Here is an 18,573-nt window from a genome sequence, read left to right as displayed (position 1 = left end):
TCCAACAAGTGGCAGTGCACCCGTGATGAGGAAGTCTCATGACCTCGGACGTCAACCTGGCCCAGCTCAGGGCGCTGGTCGCGGTCGCCGACACCGGCGGCTTCGGCGCGGCCGCCGACGAACTGGGCATCAGCCAGTCCGCGGTCTCGCACGCCGTCGCCGCCCTGGAGCGCGCCCTCGGCGCGCCGGTGCTGTGGCGCGGCAGCCCGTGCCGCCCCACCCCGCTGGGCGAGCAGGTCCTGCCGCACGCCCGGACGGCCGTCGCCTCGGCCGCAGCCGTCCGCGCGATCGCCACCCGGCACTCCGGCGGCCCGAGCGGCACGGTACGGCTGGCGGCGCCGACCACCGTCTGCCAGGCGCTGCTGCCCGGGCTGCTGAAGGACTGGCGGGCGGCCTACCCGCAGGTGACCGTCCGGGTCTTCGAGGGCGAGGACGAGGAGCTGGCGACCTGGCTGGAGGCGGGCACGGTGGACGCCGCCGTCCTGGTGGACGCCGGGCCGCTGCCGCCCGGGGCGGTCCCGCTCGGCGCCGACTCGATGCACGCGCTGCTGCGCCGCGACCACCCGCTCGCCGGTCAACCGGCCGTCCACGTGGCCGAGTTGGAGGACGACGACTTCCTGCTCTCGGAGGGCGGCTGCGAACGCCACATCCGCGAGGCCTACCGGCGGGCCGGTGCCCGCTTCACGCCCCGGCACCGGATCCGCGACCTCAACACCCTGATCGGCATGGTGCACGCGGGCGTCGGGGTTTCGGTGATGCCCGCGCTGGCGCTGACCATGCTCCCGGCCGACTGCGTGCTGGTCCCGATCCGCCCCGCCGTCCACCGGACGCTGACGCTCACCGGGCCGACCGGCCGCCCGTGGTCACCGGCGGTCAGCGGCCTGCTGGCGGGAGTGGGCGCGGAGGTCCTCGGCCGGACGGCGGCCGGGTCTTCCGCCTGACCTTCGACGGGCCCTGCCGACGGCTCCTCCTCCGGTACGGGCGGGGGCGCGGGGGCGTTCGATCTCCCGGGCCCCGCCCGTACCGGGTGGGCGCCCCGGGTCAGCGGGGCCCGGTGCGGCTCACTCCCCGGCGAACCGCTCCCGCAGCTCCGCCAGGACCTCCGCCGCCTCCGGCAGCCCCGCGGCCTCGCAGCGCGCGATGCCGGCGGTCAGCCGGGCCACCGCCGCCTCGGTGCGGCCGAGGTCGCTGCCCTCGATCAGCGCGGCCAGCCGGACGGACTCCGCCCGCGGCGACTCGGCCCGCTCACCGCCCGCCTCGTACTCCGGGATGGCCCGCTCGACCTCGGCCAGCGCCTCCTCGTGCCGCCCGGCGACGGCCAGCGAGCGCGCCCGCTCGTAGTGCGAACCACCGCGCAGGTACCAGGAGTTGTAATCCGCTCCGGCCCGCTCGGCCGCCTCGCCGACCGCGTCCGCCTCGGCCAGCCGGGCGAGCGCGGCGGCCAGCCCCTCCTCGCCCCGCGCCCGCATCGTCAGCCGGGCCAGCTCCCGCAGGGTGGCGGCCAGCTGGTCCACCTGCGGGGCCTTGCCGTGCGCCTCGCGGGCGCGGGCCAGCGCCGCCTCGGCGGCGTCCCAGCGGTCGGCCCGGGCGAGCGCCAGGGTGGCCTCGCAGGCGACCATGGTGTGGGTCTCCTGGTCCTCCCAGCCGGCCACCGCGTCGGCCAGCCGCAGGTACTCCTCGGCGGCGTCCCGGTACTCCTCCAGCTCGACCAGGCCCCGGGCGAGGTCCAGCCGGGCCTGGGCGAGCATCCGGACGTCCAGCCGGGCCGCCGACGCGTCCAGCAGCACCGACTCCAGCACGGCCACCGCGTCCGCCGCCCGGCCGGTGTCCCGCAGCGCGTCGGCCAGTTGCAGCCGCACCTGGGCGGCCTCCTCCACCGCCTCCGCGCCCTTGCGGTCGTAGCGCGCGGCCGCCTCCGACAGCGCGCGCACCGCGCCGCCGAGGTCGCCCACCTGGAGGCAGGCGTGGCCGAGCATCATGTACGTCGGCGCGTACGGGTAGGAGTCGTCGCCCCAGCGCACGGACTCGGCCAGCGCCCGGTGGAACACCTCGACCGCCTGGCCCGGCTCGCCGCTCTGCAGCAGCACCTGGCCCAGCAGGCCGAGCACCCGCGGGGTGTGCCAGGGCAGCTCGGCGGCGTCCAACCGGGCGAGCACCTCGCGCAGTTCGGCCTCCGCCTCGGCCATCCGGCCCTGCCGGGCGGCGGCGTCGGCGGTGTACTGCCGGGAGGTGGCGGCCCGCCGCTCGGAGCCGAGCTCCACGGCCGTCCGCCGGTAGGCGCCGACCGCCGCCTCGAAGCGCGCGGCCACCTCGGCGGCGGGCTCGGGCAGCGCCTCGACCAGGTCGTGGTGGGCGGCGTAGGCGCGGGTCTGCAGCACGATCAGGTAGTCGTCGTCGGTCAGTTCGCCGGCGGCGCGCAGCTCCTCGGCCCGGGCGAGCGCGGCGTCGAGCGCCGGCCAGTCGGCCTGCCGGCCGCCGCGGTCGGCGTGCTCGTGGCGCTCATCGTGCTCGTGGCGCTCGTCGCGCTCGTGGCGCTCGTCGCGCTCGTGGCGCTCGTGGCGCTCATCGGCAGCCGAGCCGCCCGGGGAGTCCCCGTCGCCCTCGTCCAGGTCCGCGATCAGCGTCCGGGTGCGGCACATCAGCGCCGGCCCGGCCAGCCCCGCCTGCTCGAACAGCTCGGCGGCGGCCAGCAGCCCGGCCTTGCCCTCCGCGTACGCGTCCCGCTGGAGCGCCTCGTGGGCGCGCTGCTCGGCGAGCTCGGCGCGCAGCCGCTCGGGGCCGCCCAGCTCGGCGCTCTCCGGGTGGACGAAGTCCGCCGCACCGGCCCGCTCGGCGACCCGCTGCCAGAGCCGGTCGGAGTCCGGGTGTCCGAGCACCTCCAGTTCGCGGGCCCGCAGCACCAGGGCCGTGAAGTCCTCCGGCTCCGGCTCGACCGTCCGGCGCGGCGCGGGCGCGACGGCCGGCGCGGCGGACAGCTCGGGCGCGGCCGCGGCCCGCACGCCCAGCGCCAGCGGCTCGGCGAGCGGCGGCTCCACGGCCAGCCGGGCCCGCCGCGCGGCGCCGACCGCGTCGGTGCCGTTGCGGGCGTCGAAGCGGGCGGCCAGCACGTCGGCCTCGGTGCGCACGTGGGCGAGCAGGGAGCCGACCGTCCAGGCCGTTCCGGCCGGGCCGCTGACCGCGAGTTCGCCGTGCCCGGCCCGGGCGAGCCGGCCGACCAGCACCTCGACGCCGGTCAGGAAGGCCAGCCGGGAGGCGGGTTCGCCGGTGACCGCGAACAGGTCGCGGTTCTCGGCGAGCAGTTCCAGACCGCGCGGCTCGTTGCCGGAGAGCGCGCAGAACTCGATGTGCAGGCCGACGGCGTCCAGCATCGCCGCCTTGCCGCGGGCGTAGCGGTAGCCGGTGAGGTGGCCGGAGCGGGCCTCGTCCAGCCGGCCCTGGCGCAGTTGCGCGAGCAGCGCGGTGGCCTGGCTGAGGTACGGCTCCTGCTCGCAGCCGCTGCGCCCCTCCAGCACCGGGGCGAGCACCTCCAGCGCCCGGGCGTCGTCCCCGGCGGCGAGGAAGTGCTCGGCGCGGGCGCGGGTCTCGCAGGCGTGGCAGTCGCTCAGTTCGGAGCGCGGACGGGCCGCCCACAGCTCGTAGGCGTCCTGCACGTCGATGCCGGTCTGCGCGGCCAGGTGGTAGCGCTGGGCGTAGTACGGCTGGAGGTCGTGGCCGGCCGCGCGGTAGCGGTCGCGCAGCTCGGTGTGCCAGCGCCGGATCGCCGCGAGCGGGACGTCCGGGTTGTCCTTGAGCGCGTCGGCGACCCACTTGAAGCGCCAGAGCACCTGGTGCCGGGCCCAGTCGCCGAAGCCGTCCGGGTCGGTGTCCCAGAGCCTGAGGACGCGGGCGAAGACGACCGGGCTCTTGCTGCGCTCGCCGTCGTACTCGTAGGCCTCCATCAGCTCCAGCAGGGCCATCGCGCGGACCGCGGTGTCCTCGAACTGCTCGGCGGCGTCGACGAGTTCCTCGGCCGTGACGGTCCTGGTGCGGCCGTACGGGCGGGCGTCGTTCTCGCGCAGCGCGGCCATCACCGCGTCGGGGGTGTCCGGCATCACGCCTCCTTCGAAGCGTCGTGGCCCGGGCCGGCCGCCTCGTGCCCGAGCATCGCGTGGTCGAGCAGGCTGATGAACGAGCGGTTGAGCAGGGCGGACTCGCTGGCCTTGAGCGGTCGGCGGGTCATCAGCACGGCCTGCCCGTAGAGCGCCTCGACGGCGGTCACGGCCAGCTCGCGGTCGGCGATCCCGGCGGCGCGCCGCACCAGCGGGTTGAGGTGGTTGAGCACCAGCTGGGCCCGGGGCACCTCGGCTCGCAGCGAGCCGAGGATGTCCGCCCACAACCCGTCGGCTTCCTCCGCCAGTTGGGCCCGGGTGCGCTCGTGCCGGGCCTCCCGGTTGTCGAGCAGCAGGGCGGGCGCGTTGGTCGGGTGGAAGCTGCGCAGCGCGACGTCGCAGTCGAACCGGCCGACCACCTCGCGGGCGATCGCCAGGAAGGCGTTGGCGGCCAGCTCGGCGGCCGGGTCGACGGTGTCCAGGTGTGCGGTGACGGTGCCCGGGTCGAGGTCGGAGACCGATACGCCGGGGCGGATCTCGGGCAGCCGGTGCACCAGGTCGCGGTCGTAGGTGTAGCCGCCGTTGACCACGCCGAGCCCGGCGGCGCCGGCGATCGGGGCGACCTGGCGGAACTCCTCGACCGTCCGGGTCACCAGCACCACCGGGTGGCTGCGGGCGAACTCGTCCAGGGTGACGTTGCCGTCGGTGGTCTCGAACGGCAGCCAGGGCAGCATCATCCGCAGCAACTCGTCGTCGTAGCAGGCGAGTTCCTTGACGGCCAGGTGGTGGACGGACAGGAAGCGGTGCAGCAGCGCCGGGTCGCTCGCGGACAGGCCGGTCAGCCAGTCACGGATCCGGGCGCCGAGCGCGTCCCGGACGGCGGCCAGCGTCTCGTCGGCGTACAGGCCCTCGCGGGAGGCGGTGGGGCGCAGCCCGTCGGTGTCGACCACGCAGCGGACGAAGAACGCCCAGTCCGGCAGCAGTTCGTCGGCCTGGTCGGAGAGCAGCATGCCCTTGAGGTGCACCCGGTGGCCGTTGCGGCGCGAGGGCGGGGCGGCGTCCGGCAGGACGTACGCGACGCCGCGCAGGCCGACCAGCGGCAGGTCCAGCTCGATGGTGTCGAGCGGGGTGAAGTCGAAGGCGGCGCGGCAGTACTCGGCGAGCGCGTCGCGCCTGGCCAGCGGGGAGGCGTGGCGCTCGGCCCACGGCGGGGTGCGGTTGACCCGGTGCTCGGTGCCGCCCGCGTCGACCACGGTCACGTCGTGGCGCAGCAGGCTGCCGAAGTCCCGGGCGAGGGTGAGCACCCGGCCGGGGCTGGTCCACTCGGCGGCGTCGGCGCGCGGGGCCAGCGTGACGGTGGTGCCCGGCTCGGGCCTGGCCGAGGCGGGCAGGGTGCGGATGGTGTAGCTGCCGTCGGAGCTGCCGCGCCACTCGATCACCGGGGCGTCCGGGGTGGCGGCGGAGCGGGTGACCACGGTGATCTCGTCGGCGACCACGAAGCAGGCGAGCAGGCCGATGCCGAACTGGCCGATGAAGTCGCCGCGAGCCCGGGCCAGCCCGGCGCCGTCCAGCCGGCCGTCGGCGTCGCGCTTGGAGCTGCGGCCGATGGTGGCGAGGAAGGTGTGGACGTCCTTCTCGGTCAGGCCGATGCCGGTGTCGGTGACGGACAGCTCGTCGCCGGCCCGGACGGTGATCGTGGCCGGCGCCCCGGGGTCGAGGCCGCGGCGGGCGGAGATCGCGTCCACGGCGTTCTGCAGCAGCTCGCGCAGGTAGACGCGCGGGCTGGAGTAGAGGTGGTGGGAGAGCAGGTCCACCAGGCCGCGCAGGTCCACCTGGAAGGTGTGCGCACTCGTCGGGTTGTCGGTAGGGGACACCGGAGGCTCTTTCGGTCGCGGGTGGATGGCGGTGGCGGGGGTCGTGCGCCGCCGGGCCGGTACGGCTCAGCGCCAGGGGTGGGCGCAGCGGTCGCGGTGGGAGCGGAAGGCCTTGACCGGGCCGCCCGCCAGGTAGTTCCAGGGCGCCTCGGTCACGAAGCCGTCCAACGCGTCGAAGAGCAGGCGGGCCGTCTTCGGCTGGTCGGCGAGGGAGAAGGCCATCGCGAAGGCGTTGAAGGAGTCCTGCCAGCCGCGCACCGGCTTGAAGTCCGGGTGCAGGACGGACCGGAAGGCCGCCTCCTGGAGCCCGCCCACCACGGCCGGGCTGGTCAGGTACGCGCGGTCCTCGCCGTCCGGGAGGGCCAGCCAGTGTTCCAGGTGCGCGACCGCGACCAGCTCGCCGAGGCGGCTGCCCTCCGGGGCGGCGAGCATCACCGAGCGGGCGAACGCGTGCATCTCCTCGTGCGAACCGCCCCACTTCGCGCTCAGCTGCTGCAGCCGGTCCCAGTGCGAGCCGGCGTTCCCGGGGGCCCGGCGCACCGCGGCCTCGAAGCGGCAGGTGGCGACGTCCGGGCCGAGCGAGGCCCCGCGGGCGCTGGTCTGCAGGAACCGCCAAGGGGCGTGCCAGGACGGCTCGCGCTCGGCCACCTCCAGCAGTTGTTCCTCGGCGACCTCCAGCCGCTCGTGGAACACCTTCCACCGCTCCTCGGTGACGTCCTTGGCCCGGGCGCCCGTCCTGGCCTCCCAGGCCCAGGCGACGTGCCGGGCGCCGGACAGCAACAGCAGCAGCGTGTCCTCCGGGGTGTCGGCCAGCGCCCGGGACGTCCACTGCTCGACCCGGGGCACGTGGGAGATCGTCCCGGCGAGGAAGGTCAGGTCCTCGCCCTCGGCCGCGGCCAGCGCGGGCCGCAGCGCGGCCCAGTCCCCGTCGGCGGCCTGCCGGAGCGCCAGGCGCACCGACTCGTCCCCGTACGCCGGGTCGAGCCGCGGCTCACCGCCACCGGGGGCGGCGGGCGATCCGGTACCCCGCCGACCGAAGCCGAACCCGGACCCGAAGCCGCGCCGCCCGGCCCGGTCCTGCTCGCCCTCCCCGCCGGAGCGGCGTCGGAACAGCGGCATGTCTGGCTCCCTCGAACGTCATCGGCATCTTCCGCATGGCCGCACGGTGGCCATGCGATAGGTACATATCACGGTCGACTGACATCCGTTTGCGCAGCCCAGCGCCCTGGGCGCCCGGGAAGGCGGCGGTGGCGGGGCGGTGACCCGGGCCGGCCCCGGTCGGCCCGATTCGAACACCGGGGAGGAGGCCCGCCCCGCCGCCCGCTGCCCGCCGCCCGCTGCTCGCTGCCCGCTGCCCGCTGCCCGGCCGATGGACCCTCAGGCCCCACCGTCCCGCCGACGGGCCCTCAGCCCACGCCGTCCCGCCGCCGTCCGTCAGCCCACGCCGAGCCCGGCGTCCGGCGCCTTCCCCGCCTGCGCCTGCTCGATCCGCTTGACCAGCATCACCGCGAACCGCCGCGCCGCCGGCAGGTCCACCGGGCCGCCCTCACTGGTCACGCTCGCCACCACGGTGCCCGAGCGCACCACGATGCCGACGCCCTCGCCCTCGGCCAGCGGCCCCTGGAAGGCCTGGCTCTCGCTGCCCAGCGCCGGGATGTCGACCTTCTTGAACGGCCCGGCGGAGTACGAGGCGTAGCTCTCCTTCAGCCGCTGCGCCGCCGCGTCCCGGCTGGGCAGGGTGTCCACCAGGAAGCGGACGACCACGTCCCCCGAGGAGAACCGGACCGAGCCGCTGAGCGGCTTGCCGGCGCAGGAGGCAGCGGCGGCACCGGTGCAGGTGACCTTGTGGTCGGCGGTGTCGACCCGGCGCTTCTCCTCCTCCCACCCGGCCATCGCCTTGGCGTCCGGCAGCACCTGCCCGACCACCTTGTCGTCCAGCAGCGCCGCCTCCAGGTCCCCGCGCGGCGCCTCCGCGGCGGCGGGGGCCGACGCCTGCGCGGGCGCCGAGCCGGTCGCCGCACCCGCCCCGGGGGCGTCGGCCGTCGCCGAGGGGGGCACGGGGGCCGCGGCCGTCCCCGCACCCGTCGGCGCCGCGGCCGTCGCACTCGCCGCGGACGAGGCGGGAGCAGCCGGCCCGCCGGCGTTCTTCGACCCCCCGGAGGAGCACCCGGCCAGCACGCCCGTCAACACCCCGGCCGCCGCCACCGCGGCGAGCACCCGCCGACCACCCATCCCCGTCACCTTCCCCAGTCCTGTCAGTGACCCCTCAAGATAGCCGCAGCTCCACCCCCACCCACCGCCGGGCCCCGGGCCCCCGTCCAGTACCGTCCCCGGGGGCGAGGACCGCCGACGGGGGGCGACAGCGACATGACGGGCGCGGACGAGCGAGGACCGGACCTGGGCGCGTTGGTCCGCGCCGCGCAGCGGGGCGACGCGCTGGCCCTGGACGAGGTGCTCGGTCTGCTGATGCCGTACGTCGGCCGCGTCTGCGCCCCGATCGCGCTGCAGGACGCGCCCGACGCCGCCCAGGAGGCGATGATCGCGATCGTCCGGAACCTGCACCAGCTCCTCGCCCCCGAGGCCCTGTTCGGCTGGGCCCGGGCGATCGCCGCCCGCGAGGCCGTCCGGTTCGCCACCCGGCGGCGCCCCCGGCCGGAGGCCGTCGACGACCGACCCGACGACCGCGACCCGGAGTTGGCGACCGACATCCGGGACGTGCTGGAGCGCCTCCCGCCCGGTCACCGCGCCGTCCTGACCCTGCGCCACGTCGAGGGCCTGGACGAGAGGTCCGTGGCCGAGATCCTCGACCTCCCGCTGGGGACCGTCCGTTCACGACTCTTCCGCGCCCGGCACCGCTTCCGCGCCGCCTGGGGCGCCGAACCGCAGTGAGCCGGAAAAAAGTCCGCCGCCCCGGGGATCGCCGGGCCCTCCCCCGCCCTCTCCTCTCCTGAGACCACGCCCAGGAGAGGACGACCCCGATGACCCGCCCCCATCCCCACCCTCGCCCCCGCCCACTGCCCGAGCTGCCCGGCGTGCGCCACCACCACGTCGACGCGGACGGCGTCCGCCTCCACCTCGCCGAGGCCGGCGCCCCGGACGGCGTCCCGCTGCTGCTCCTGCACGGCTTCCCCCAGCACTGGTACGCCTGGCGGCAGGTGATCCCGCTGCTCGACGGCGAGTTCCGGCTGCTCTGCCTGGACCTGCCCGGCTTCGGCTGGTCCGAGGCGCCGCGCCGCGGCCACACCACCGACGACCGCGCCCGCCTGGTGCTCGCCGCCCTCGACCGGCTCGGCCTGCCGCGGGTGGGCCTGGTCGGCCACGACTGGGGCGCCTGGACGGGCTTCGAGCTGGCCCTGCGCGCACCCGACCGGTTCACCGGGCTCCTCGCGCTCAACATGACCCACCCCTGGCCGCGGCAGCGTGCCCTGATCGGTACGGCCTGGCGGTTCTGGTACACCGCCCTGCTGGAGTACCCGGGCATCGGCCGCCGCGTCGTCCGCCACCGACCCGGGCTGCTCGGCCACCTGCTGCGGCGCGCCACCACCGCCGAACATCCCTGGCCCGCCGAGGAGTTGGCCGAGTACGTGAGCGCCGGCAGCACCCCCGAGGCGGCCCGCGCCGCCGAGCGGCTGCACTGGGGGTTCGTCGTCCGGGACATCCCGCGCCTGGCACTCGGCCGGTACCGCGGCCGCCGCCTCACCGTCCCCACCCTGCTGCTCGGCGGCGACCGGGACCCGGTGATCCGCCCGTCCCTGCTCTCCCCGACCGGCGCCCCCGCCGACGACCTGCGCGCCGAGGTCGTGTCCGGCTGCGGCCACTACCTGCCGCACGAGCGGCCCGAGGCCGTGGCCGAAGCCGTACGGCGGCTACTGCCCCGCCCGTGACCGCTCGGCGACCCGCCGCTCCAGCCGGTCCAGCAGCACCTCGCCGCGCCGCTCGGCGAGCCCGCCGAGGAGGTGCCGCACCGGCGCGGCACCCGGCACCCGCAGGCTGCCGAGCAGCGCGAAGCGCGTCCCGTCCCCGTCCCGCACGGCGGCCATCCCGCCCAGCAGCACCCGGCTCTGCATCAGGCACCAGCCGCTGCGCAGCACGATCTCGAACCGCTCCCGGTGACCGACCACGCTCACCGCGACCCCCGTCAGCCGGCCGTCCCGGCTGTCCCGGCTGTCCCGGTCGTGCGCACCGCCCTCGTCGTCCTCCTCCCTCGCCGGCCCGACCTCGAAGGAGCGCAACCCGCTGATCAGCCCGGGCAGTTCACCGGAGAGGTCACCGGCGACCGACCACACCGCGTCGAACCCGGCCGCGAGCCGCCGCTCGGCGAACAGCGGACGCCCGGCCCCGGACGCCGCCAGCACCCGCAGCCGCCGCACCGGGTCCAGCTCGACCGTCGGCCACCCGTCCACCGCCCCACCCCTCCCACCGCGCGCTTCCCGCTCGGCGCGTCCCACCGCACGGTACCGCGCCCGGGAACCGCCGGAACCCGGAACGCCGGCGGGGCGGTGACCAACCGGTCACCGCCCCGCCGTACTGCTCGATCGTCCCGCCCCCTCGGGCAGGCCTACCGGTGGATCAGACCGCCGGGACCGGGAAGGTCGGGTACTCGACGCCCGAGATGTACTGGACGACCCGGATCACCTGGCACGAGTAGCCGAACTCGTTGTCGTACCACAGGTAGAGGATCGCGTTGTCGCCGTCGACCTTGGTCGCGCCGGCGTCCACGATGGAGGCGTGGCGCGAGCCGATGAAGTCGCTGGAGACGGCGTCGGGCGAGTCGATGAAGTCGATCTGGCGCTTCAGCGGCGAGGTCAGCGAGACGTTCCGCAGGTACTCCAGGACGTCCTCGCGGTTGGTCTCCCGCTTCAGCTGGAGGTTGAGGATCGCGATGGAGACGTCCGGCACCGGGACGCGGATCGAGCTGCCGGTGATCTTCGCCTCGAGGTCCGGCAGGGCCTTGGCGACGGCCGAGGCGGCACCGGTCTCGGTGATCACCATGTTCAGCGGCGCCGAGCGGCCGCGGCGGTCGGCCTTGTGGTAGTTGTCCAGCAGGTTCTGGTCGTTGGTGAACGAGTGGACGGTCTCCACGTGGCCGCGGATCACGCCGTACTCGTCCTCCATCGCCTTCAGCGGCGGGACGATGGCGTTGGTGGTGCAGGAGGCGCAGGACAGGATCTGCTCGTCCGGCTTGATCGTGTCGTGGTTCACGCCGTGCACGATGTTCGGGACGTCGCCCTTGCCCGGCGCGGTCAGCACGACCTTGGCGATGCCGGGGCGCAGGTGCTTCGACAGGCCCTCGCGGTCGCGCCAGCGGCCGGTGTTGTCGATCAGGATCGCGTCCTTGATCCCGTACTCCGTGTAGTCGACCTTGGTCGGGTCGTCGGAGTAGATCACCTTGATCTCGTTGCCGTTGGCGATGATCTTGTTGTTCGCCTCGTCGACGGTGATCGTGCCCTGGAACTGGCCGTGGATGGAGTCACGGCGCAGCAGCGAGGCGCGCTTGACCAGGTCGTCGCCGCCGCTGTTGCGCACGACGATGGCCTTCAGCCGCAGGCCGTTGGCCGAGGCCTTCTCGACCAGCAGCCGGGCGACCAGCCGGCCGATGCGGCCGAACCCGTACAGCACGACGTCCTGCCCGGACCGGCGCTCCAGCTTGTTCTCGCCGGTGGCGCCGACGACGGCCTGGGCGGTGAACTCCGCCACCGACAGGCCGCGGTCGTCCGCCTTGTACGTCGCGGCGAGCATGCCGAGGTCGATCTGCGAGGGGCCGAGGTCCAGGGCGGTCAGGGCCTCCAGGAACGGCATCGTCTCGGTGACCGAGAGCTCCTCGCCGGCTATCTGCCGGGCGAAGCGGTGCGTCTTGAGGATGCTGACCACCGACTTGTTCACCAGGGAACGGCTGTGGCACAGGACGGTGACGTCCCGCTCCCGGTGCAGCCGCCCGATGATCGGGATCATCGACTCCGCGATCTCCTCGCGGTTCTTCCAGTCCGTGAACACGTCGTCGTTGACAGTCACAAGTCCATCTTTCGAGCTGAGGGTGTTGCCCACATGGTAGCTTCGCCCGCTCGCGCCCCGACCGCCGGTCCCTCCCCAGCCGTCCCCGCCCGAGCCCCCGACCTGCCCTTTCACCCCGGGCCCCGCCCCCGAAGGTGATCACCGCCACCCCGGAAGGCCCGCCGGCGGACGGCCCGCCGGGAGTGATCACCGGGGCCAGTACAGTGAAACGCACTGCCCGGCCGCGCGGACGTGCAGGGGCGCGAGGGGGGCCGGGGTGGCGACGCTGGGCATGCACCGGGACTTCCTGATGGAGTTCGCGGCGCTGGAGAAGCCGGTGCAGCGGCGGGTCTTCGAGACCTTCGAGAAGTTCGCCGAGGCCACCCACACCGGCGTGCACCTGGAGAAGCTCACCAACCAGCGGGACCCCCGGATCCGGACCATCCGGATCACCGACTTCTGGCGCGGGGTCGTGCTCAAGGCCGACCGGGGCGACGGCTACCTGCTGCTGAAGGTCCTTCCGCACGACAAGGCCAACGACTGGGCCTGCAAGCACCGGGCCTCGGTCAACGCCGCGACCCAGGGCGTCGAGATCCGCAACGACGTCGCGCTGGAGCGGGCCTCCCGCTCGCTGCGGGTGCTGGCCGCCAACGAACCCCGGAGGCTCTTCGCCGACCGCTCCGACAAGGTGCTGCGCAGCCTGGGCGTCGACGAGGAGATCCTGCCGATCATCCGGTTGCTCCCCGACGAGGCGCACCTGGAAGCGCTCCACCGCGTGCTGCCGGAGCAGCAGTTCGACGTCCTGGTCGGCCTCGCGAGCGGGATGGAGCCGGCCGAGATCGACCGCGAGATCGTCCAGGCGTACGCCCGGTCGGCCGCCCCCACGAGCGTCGGGCAGCCCGTCGGCGGCCTGGTGTCGGCGATGGCCCACGCGCGCGGCCGGGTCGCCCTGGTGTCCGGGCCGGACGAACTGCTGGAGATCCTCGAACGCCCCTTCGACGCCTGGCGGATCTTCCTGCACCCGGCCCAGTACCGGGTCGCCTACCGGGAGTCGTACCGCGGGCCGGCCCGGGTGACCGGTGGTCCCGGGACCGGGAAGACGGTGGTGGCCCTGCACCGGGCCTACCACCTGGCACGCCGGTTGCCCGTGGACACGCCCGACGGATCGATTCTGCTGACCACCTTCTCCGAGGACCTCGCCGCGGAGCTGGAGCGCTGCCTCGCGCTGCTCGTCACGGACGAGCGGATCCGGGCGAAGGTCCGGGTGGTCACCGTCGACGCGCTGGCCGAGGAGGTCCTCCGGCGCTCCCCCGGGGGCGGCGCCCCGCCGAGGGTCCTCTTCCGGCAGGACGCGGTCCTCGCCCGCTGGGGACGGGTCGCCCGCCGGCTCGGTGTCGAGTTCAGCGAGGTTTTCCTCGACCAGGAGTGGCGGCAGGTCGTCCTGGCCCAGGCGATCGAGAACCGCGAGCAGTACCTGCGGGCACCGCGGACCGGACGGGGCAGGGCCCTCGGATCCGCGGAGCGGGCCCGGCTGTGGCGCGTGGTCGCCGCCTTCGAGGAGGAGCTGCGCGAGGCCGGGGAACTGACGTTCCTCCAGGTCTGCGTACGGGCCGCGCGGGCGCTCGACGAACAGGGCGACCGCCCGTTCCGGCACGTGGTGGTCGACGAGTCGCAGGACCTGCACCCCGTCCAGTGGCGCTTCCTGCGCGCGCTCGTGGCCGCCGGGCCGGACGACCTGTTCCTGGCCGGCGACCCGCATCAGCGGATCTACGGGAACAAGGTCTCGCTGCGCTCGCTCGGGATCCAGGTGGTCGGCCGGTCCTCCCGTCTGCGGATCAACTACCGGACGACGCAGGAGATCCTCAGCTGGTCCGCGTCCCTGCTCACCGGGGAACGTCCGGACGACATGGACGGCGGGGAGGAGTCGCTGGCCGGCTACCACTCGACCCTGCACGGCGCGCACCCCGAGGTGCGCGGCCACCTCGACAAGGCCGAGGAGATCCGGGCCCTGGTCGCCCGCGTCGAGGAGTGGACCGCCTCCGGCGTGAGCCCGGCGGACATCGGGGTCGCCGTGCGGACCGCCCGGCTCGGCCGCGACGTCACCCAGGCCCTGGAAGACAGCGGGATGCCCGCCCACCTGCTCGGCGACGCGCCGTCCGGCGGCGTCCGGGTCGGAACCATGCACCGGATGAAGGGGCTGGAGTTCCGCTGCGTCGCCGTGGTCGGCGTCAGCGACGGCCTGCTGCCCATGCCCGGCGCCGTCACCCCGCAGGACACCGACCCGCTGCAGCACCGCGAGGACCTCAGCAGCGAGTTGAGCCTGCTCTTCGTGGCGTGCACCCGCGCCCGGGAGGCCCTCCTCGTCTCCTGGCACGGGACACCCAGCGTCTTCCTCGAACCGGTCGTCCCGGCGCGGCCGCTCGTGCGATGACCCCCGGCCCCGCCGGGCCGCGGCTGCGCGGGGAGGCTCCCGATGACGCGCTTCCGGCGGCCTCGCCGAGGAGTTGCCCGGGGCTCCGCGCGGTGGGGTAATGGGAGGCGGCCGGTGTTCGAGCGTGTGACGAGCAGCCCCGGGAGCTTGGGATGAGCGGTGGGCCGGAACCGATCAGTGCCGAGGGCCTGCGTGCGGTGCAGGAGGAGCTGGCGCAACTGCGGGCGGAGCGGGGGAAGGTGGCCGCGACGCTGCGCGGGGTGGAGCCGGTGGGGGACCGGGCGGACGCGGCGGACGAGTTGCAGCGGGCGTCGGAGGTGACCCGGCTGGACCGGCGGATCACCGAGCTGGAAGCCCGGCTGCGGGAGGCCGAGGTGGCCGGGGAGCCGTCCGCGCGGGTGGTCGGGGTGGGATCGACGGTGACCGTGCGGTTCGGCGACGGCACGGAGGAGACCGTGGAGATCTCGGAGTTGGCGGAGGAGCGGGACCTCACCCTGGTGACCTTCGACAGCCCGCTCGGGAAGGCGCTGCTCGGGCGGCACGCCGGGGAGACGGTGAACTACGAGACACCGGCCGGCGCGGCCAGCGCGATGGTGCTGTCGGTGGGCGGGACGGAATAGCCGAGGCGGAATCGCCGGAACGGAATCGCCGGAACGGCACAACCCGAGCGGAACAAACCGAGCGGAACAGCCGGATCAGTAAAGGCCGGAGCCGAATTCGCGATCGCGCTCTCCGGGACGAGCACCTCCGGGAACACCGGGCCGTCTGCGGAATTCCCCGGGACGGGAACGCCTCTCGGTTCGGCGCGACGGGGGGCCATAGGCGCCGCCTATCAGATCACAGGAATCACCTCTTTGACGCCCCACCGCGGCGGACCGACACTGGAACCGCGGAAATCCAGGAATGGCCGAAAAGCCGGAGAACGGGGCAGGAAAGCGCATGGGCAGCACTGACGGAATGCCCGTGGCCCGCACCGCCCGCTGGCTTCCGGCGGCGGCCGCCGTCGCCGTCGCCGCCTGGGGCGCCAACCAGTTCACCGCGCTGGCCACCGTGTACCGGGCCCGCACCGACTGGTCGGCGCTCTCGCTGGCGGCGATGTTCTCGGTCTACCTGGTCGGCCTGGTGCCCGGGCTGCTGCTGGGCGGCCCCGCCGCCGACCGGTACGGCCGGCGGCGGACGGTGCGCGGCGCGCTGGGCCTGTCCGCCGCTGCCAGCGTCCTGCTGGCGCTGCCGGACGAGCCGTCCGTGTACGCAGCCCGGCTGGCCACCGGCTTCGCGGCCGGACTGGTCTTCCTGGCCGGGACGACCTGGCTGCGCGAGCTCTCCGGGCCCGCCGTCCCGCCCGAGCAGGCGGCCCGCCGGGCGGTGTACGCCACCGGGACGGGCTTCGCGGCGGGCGCGCTGGCTTCCGGGGTGATCGCCGAGTGGCTGCCCGGCCCGACGGTGCTGCCCGCGCTCGCCCACGCGCTGGGCTGCCTGCTGGTCCTGCGGGCCACCCGGGGACTCCCGGAGACCGCCCGGAGCCGCCGCCACGGCCCGCCGCCGCACCGCACGGCGGCCGTCCGCCATCCGCGGTTCCGCTACGTCGTCCTGCCCGCCAGTCCGGCCGTGCTCGGCGCCGCCACCGTGGCGTACGTGGTGCTGCCGCCGCTGGTCGCCGACCGGGTGCCCGGCTACGCGCCGCTGTTCAGCGGCCTGGTCGCGGCGCTGACCCTGGCCACCGGTGTGGTCGCCCAGCCCTTCGCCGCCCGGCTGGACGACGCGAACAGCGCCCGGGCCACGCTCACCGCGATGGCCACCGTGATCGCCGGGCTGCTGCTCGGCGCGCTCGCCGCGGCCCGCGACTCGGTGGGCCTGGTGGTGCTGGCCGCCCTCGTCCTCGGCACCGGGTACGGGCTGACGCTCGGCGCGGGGCTGCACGAGGTGGAGCGGCTGACCCCGCGGTCGTCCGGTCCCACCTCCGCCTCGCTCTACCAGAGCACCACCTCCAGCGGCTTCCTCACCCCGCTGCTGCTCGCCGGCACCGCCGGCCACGCCTCCTACCCGGCGCTGCTGGCCGGCATGGCGGCCGTCGGCCTGCTCTGCCTGGCGGTCACCGCCGCGCACAGCCGCCGCCACCTGCCCGCCGGAGGGCAGGGGGAGCGGAGGGACCATGGAGCATGGGGAGCGCGCGGGGAGCACGGGAAGCCCCGGACGCGCGAGGATGCATCCGTAGAGTCCACACCGACGGAGTCCGCACCGGCGGAATCCACGCCGGCGGAGTCCGCACCGACCGGACCGACACCACCGAGGAGCCGACGACCATGGGCCGAGTGACCGTACCGCGCAGGGTGCTGCGTCTGCGCCAGGGCGCGCCCTCGTACCGTCCCGACACCCTGGCCGCCGAGGAGCCGATGGAGATCCGGGTCGGCGGGCGCCCGCTGACGGTGACCATGCGCACCCCCGGCAGCGACTTCGACCTGGCGGCCGGCTTCCTGGTCAGCGAGGGCGTGGTGCACGCCGCCGGGCAGGTGGCCGGCATCCGCTACTGCGCCGGCGCCACCGCCGACGGCGGCAACACCTACAACGTGGTGGACGTGCTGCTCGCCCCCGGCGTGCCCGCCCCCGACGCCTCGCTGGAGCGCAACTTCTACACCACCTCCTCCTGCGGCCTGTGCGGCAAGGCCAGCCTGGACGCGGTGCGCACCTCCGCGCCGTGGAGCGTCACCGAGGACGGGCTGCGCGTCACCCCGGCGCTGCTGTCCGCGCTGCCCGAGCGGCTGCGCGCCGCCCAGAAGGTCTTCGACAGCACCGGCGGCCTGCACGCCGCCGGGCTGTTCGACGCCGACGGGCGGCTGCTCTGCCTGCGCGAGGACGTGGGCCGGCACAACGCCGTGGACAAGGTGGTCGGCCACGCGCTGCGCGAGGGCCTGCTGCCGGCCCGCGGCACGGTGCTGATGGTCAGCGGCCGGGCCTCCTTCGAGCTGGTGCAGAAGGCCGTGATGGCGGGCATCCCGGTGCTCGCGGCGGTCTCCGCGCCGTCCTCGCTGGCCGTGGACCTCGCCGAGGAGAGCGGGCTGACCCTGGTCGGCTTCCTGCGCGGCGACTCGATGAACGTCTACACCCGCACCGACCGCGTCGACACCACCGGCACCACCGAAATCGACACCACCGACATCGACACCACCGGAACCGACACCGGCACGGCCACCACCGGTACCGACCGCGTCGGCACCGCCCGGGAAAACGGCTAGATGCTCTTCCGCCAGCTCGAGTACCTGGTCGCGCTCGCCCGCGAACGCCACTTCGCCCGCGCCGCCGAGGCCTGCCACGTCTCCCAGCCCGCCCTCTCCGAGGCCCTGCGCAAGCTGGAGGACGAGCTGAAGGTGCTGATGGTGCGGCGCGGCCGCAGCTACCAGGGGCTGACCGCCGAGGGCGAGCGGATCGTGCTCCGGGCGCAGCGGATCCTGGCCGACCGGGACGCCCTGCGGGACGAGGTGGACGCGCTGCGCACCGGCCTGAGCGGACGGCTGCGGATCGGCTCCGTACCGACCGCCTCGGGCGCCGTCCCGCTGCTCACCGGGCCGTTCTGCGCCGCCCACCCGCTGGCCGCCGTGGAACTCTCCACCGACCTGCGCTCCGAGGAACTCCTGCGCCAGGTAAGGAACTTCGAGATCGACGCGGGCATCACCTACCTGTCCGGGCCGGGCACCGACGACCTGCGCACGCTTCCGCTCTACGAGGAGCGGTACGTCCTGCTGACCGGCCCGGCCGACGAGCTGGCCCGCCACCCCCGGGCGACCTGGGAGGAGGCCTCCCGGCTGCCGCTGTGCCTGCTGCACCCGGGCATGCAGGGCCGCCGGGTGCTGGACGAGGTGTTCGCGGGCCTCGGGCTGGAGCCGACGCCCCGGGTCGAGACGGACTCGGTGGCCTCGCTCTTCGCCCACGTCCGCACCGGCCACTGGGCGAGCATCGTGCCGTACGCCTGGCTGCACGTGTTCGGCGTGCCGCACGGGATGCGGGCCGTTCCGCTGGCGGAGCCGGCGCACAGCACGCCGATCGGGCTGGTGATCGCCGCCCGGGAGCCGGGCTCGGTGATGGCCCGCGCGCTGCTGGAGGTCGCCCGGCGCACCGAGGTGGCCGCCCTCCTCGGCAGCCTGCCGGAGGCGTGAGCACCCGGCACAGGAGCCCGGCCGCCCCGCGTCCGAAC

Annotated in this window: 14 protein-coding genes; 8 read left to right on the top strand and 6 right to left on the bottom strand. The window is 75.1% G+C overall.

Going from position 1 to position 18,573, the window contains the following annotated elements; genetic code table 11:
• Nucleotides 1-38: 38 nt before the first annotated feature.
• Entirely contained in the window at nt 39-941 is a 903-nt protein-coding gene (locus tag ACZ5GH_RS27965) for a LysR family transcriptional regulator (protein ID WP_387758683.1), read from the top strand.
• Between the two features lie 120 nt (nt 942-1,061).
• On the opposite strand, the gene ACZ5GH_RS27960 is transcribed toward ACZ5GH_RS27965, so the two are convergent.
• From ACZ5GH_RS27960 to ACZ5GH_RS27945, 4 genes are all read right to left on the bottom strand, one after another.
• The gene (locus ACZ5GH_RS27960; RefSeq protein WP_464335604.1) at nt 1,062-4,091 is read right to left on the bottom strand and encodes a hypothetical protein; all 3,030 of its coding nucleotides are present in this window, start codon (nt 4,089-4,091) and stop codon (nt 1,062-1,064) included.
• On the bottom strand, nt 4,091-5,962 hold the full coding sequence (locus ACZ5GH_RS27955) for an HSP90 family protein (RefSeq protein WP_464335603.1): 1,872 nt from the start codon (nt 5,960-5,962) through the stop codon (nt 4,091-4,093). Before ACZ5GH_RS27955 ends, ACZ5GH_RS27960 begins: the two co-directional genes overlap by 1 nt.
• 66 nt (nt 5,963-6,028) lie before the next feature.
• A complete protein-coding gene (locus tag ACZ5GH_RS27950) occupies nt 6,029-7,081 on the bottom strand; it encodes a hypothetical protein (RefSeq protein ID WP_464335602.1) in 1,053 nt (350 codons plus the stop codon).
• A gap of 315 nt (nt 7,082-7,396) precedes the next feature.
• Nucleotides 7,397-8,194: a hypothetical protein gene (locus ACZ5GH_RS27945; RefSeq protein ID WP_387758675.1), complete on the bottom strand. Its 798-nt coding sequence runs from the start codon at nt 8,192-8,194 to the stop codon at nt 7,397-7,399.
• Between the two features lie 135 nt (nt 8,195-8,329).
• Between ACZ5GH_RS27945 and ACZ5GH_RS27940 the strand changes: the two genes are divergently transcribed.
• Nucleotides 8,330-8,851, top strand: coding sequence for an RNA polymerase sigma factor (locus tag ACZ5GH_RS27940; protein ID WP_387758673.1), 522 nt, complete (start codon nt 8,330-8,332; stop codon nt 8,849-8,851).
• A gap of 89 nt (nt 8,852-8,940) precedes the next feature.
• Nucleotides 8,941-9,846 (top strand): alpha/beta fold hydrolase, encoded by a 906-nt coding sequence (locus tag ACZ5GH_RS27935; protein ID WP_464335601.1) that lies wholly within the window; start codon nt 8,941-8,943, stop codon nt 9,844-9,846.
• On the opposite strand, the gene ACZ5GH_RS27930 is transcribed toward ACZ5GH_RS27935, so the two are convergent.
• Complete coding sequence (locus tag ACZ5GH_RS27930) at nt 9,829-10,365, bottom strand: hypothetical protein (protein ID WP_464335600.1); 537 nt, start codon at nt 10,363-10,365, stop codon at nt 9,829-9,831. The two genes, ACZ5GH_RS27935 and ACZ5GH_RS27930, sit on opposite strands and share 18 nt — an antisense overlap.
• 166 nt (nt 10,366-10,531) lie before the next feature.
• Nucleotides 10,532-11,974: a glyceraldehyde-3-phosphate dehydrogenase gene (locus ACZ5GH_RS27925; RefSeq protein WP_387758669.1), complete on the bottom strand. Its 1,443-nt coding sequence runs from the start codon at nt 11,972-11,974 to the stop codon at nt 10,532-10,534.
• Between the two features lie 256 nt (nt 11,975-12,230).
• On the opposite strand from ACZ5GH_RS27925, the gene ACZ5GH_RS27920 reads away from it, so the two are divergent.
• The 5 genes from ACZ5GH_RS27920 to ACZ5GH_RS27900 all read left to right on the top strand — a co-directional run bounded on the left by ACZ5GH_RS27920 (nt 12,231) and on the right by ACZ5GH_RS27900 (nt 18,535).
• A complete protein-coding gene (locus ACZ5GH_RS27920) occupies nt 12,231-14,384 on the top strand; it encodes a UvrD-helicase domain-containing protein (protein ID WP_464335599.1) in 2,154 nt (717 codons plus the stop codon).
• A 152-nt stretch (nt 14,385-14,536) separates the two neighbouring features.
• On the top strand, nt 14,537-15,004 hold the full coding sequence (locus ACZ5GH_RS27915; protein ID WP_387758666.1) for a GreA/GreB family elongation factor: 468 nt from the start codon (nt 14,537-14,539) through the stop codon (nt 15,002-15,004).
• Between the two features lie 319 nt (nt 15,005-15,323).
• Complete coding sequence (locus tag ACZ5GH_RS27910; RefSeq protein WP_464335598.1) at nt 15,324-16,700, top strand: MFS transporter; 1,377 nt, start codon at nt 15,324-15,326, stop codon at nt 16,698-16,700.
• Nucleotides 16,688-17,617, top strand: a complete 930-nt coding sequence (gene fdhD, locus ACZ5GH_RS27905; protein ID WP_464335597.1) for a formate dehydrogenase accessory sulfurtransferase FdhD — start codon at nt 16,688-16,690, stop codon at nt 17,615-17,617. Before ACZ5GH_RS27910 ends, fdhD begins: the two co-directional genes overlap by 13 nt.
• Nucleotides 17,618-18,535 (top strand): LysR family transcriptional regulator, encoded by a 918-nt coding sequence (locus ACZ5GH_RS27900; RefSeq protein WP_464335596.1) that lies wholly within the window; start codon nt 17,618-17,620, stop codon nt 18,533-18,535.
• Nucleotides 18,536-18,573 lie beyond the last annotated feature (38 nt).

Source organism: Kitasatospora sp. Xyl93, assembly GCF_055383135.1.
The sequence above is the reverse complement of the archived record's forward strand: the minus strand, read 5'-3'. Positions and strand labels throughout refer to the sequence as shown.

Bases quoted from the DNA above. Each gene is read 5' to 3' on its own strand.
- ACZ5GH_RS27965 (WP_387758683.1), top strand. From the start codon at position 39: ATGACCTCGGACGTCAACCTGGCCCAGCTCAGGGCGCTGGTCGCGGTC.
- ACZ5GH_RS27960 (WP_464335604.1), bottom strand. From the start codon at position 4,091: ATGCCGGACACCCCCGACGCGGTGATGGCCGCGCTGCGCGAGAACGAC.
- ACZ5GH_RS27950 (WP_464335602.1), bottom strand. From the start codon at position 7,081: ATGCCGCTGTTCCGACGCCGCTCCGGCGGGGAGGGCGAGCAGGACCGG.
- ACZ5GH_RS27945 (WP_387758675.1), bottom strand. From the start codon at position 8,194: ATGGGTGGTCGGCGGGTGCTCGCCGCGGTGGCGGCGGCCGGGGTGTTG.
- ACZ5GH_RS27940 (WP_387758673.1), top strand. From the start codon at position 8,330: ATGACGGGCGCGGACGAGCGAGGACCGGACCTGGGCGCGTTGGTCCGC.
- ACZ5GH_RS27935 (WP_464335601.1), top strand. From the start codon at position 8,941: ATGACCCGCCCCCATCCCCACCCTCGCCCCCGCCCACTGCCCGAGCTG.
- ACZ5GH_RS27915 (WP_387758666.1), top strand. From the start codon at position 14,537: ATGAGCGGTGGGCCGGAACCGATCAGTGCCGAGGGCCTGCGTGCGGTG.
- ACZ5GH_RS27910 (WP_464335598.1), top strand. From the start codon at position 15,324: ATGGGCAGCACTGACGGAATGCCCGTGGCCCGCACCGCCCGCTGGCTT.
- fdhD (WP_464335597.1), top strand. From the start codon at position 16,688: ATGGGCCGAGTGACCGTACCGCGCAGGGTGCTGCGTCTGCGCCAGGGC.
- ACZ5GH_RS27900 (WP_464335596.1), top strand. From the start codon at position 17,618: ATGCTCTTCCGCCAGCTCGAGTACCTGGTCGCGCTCGCCCGCGAACGC.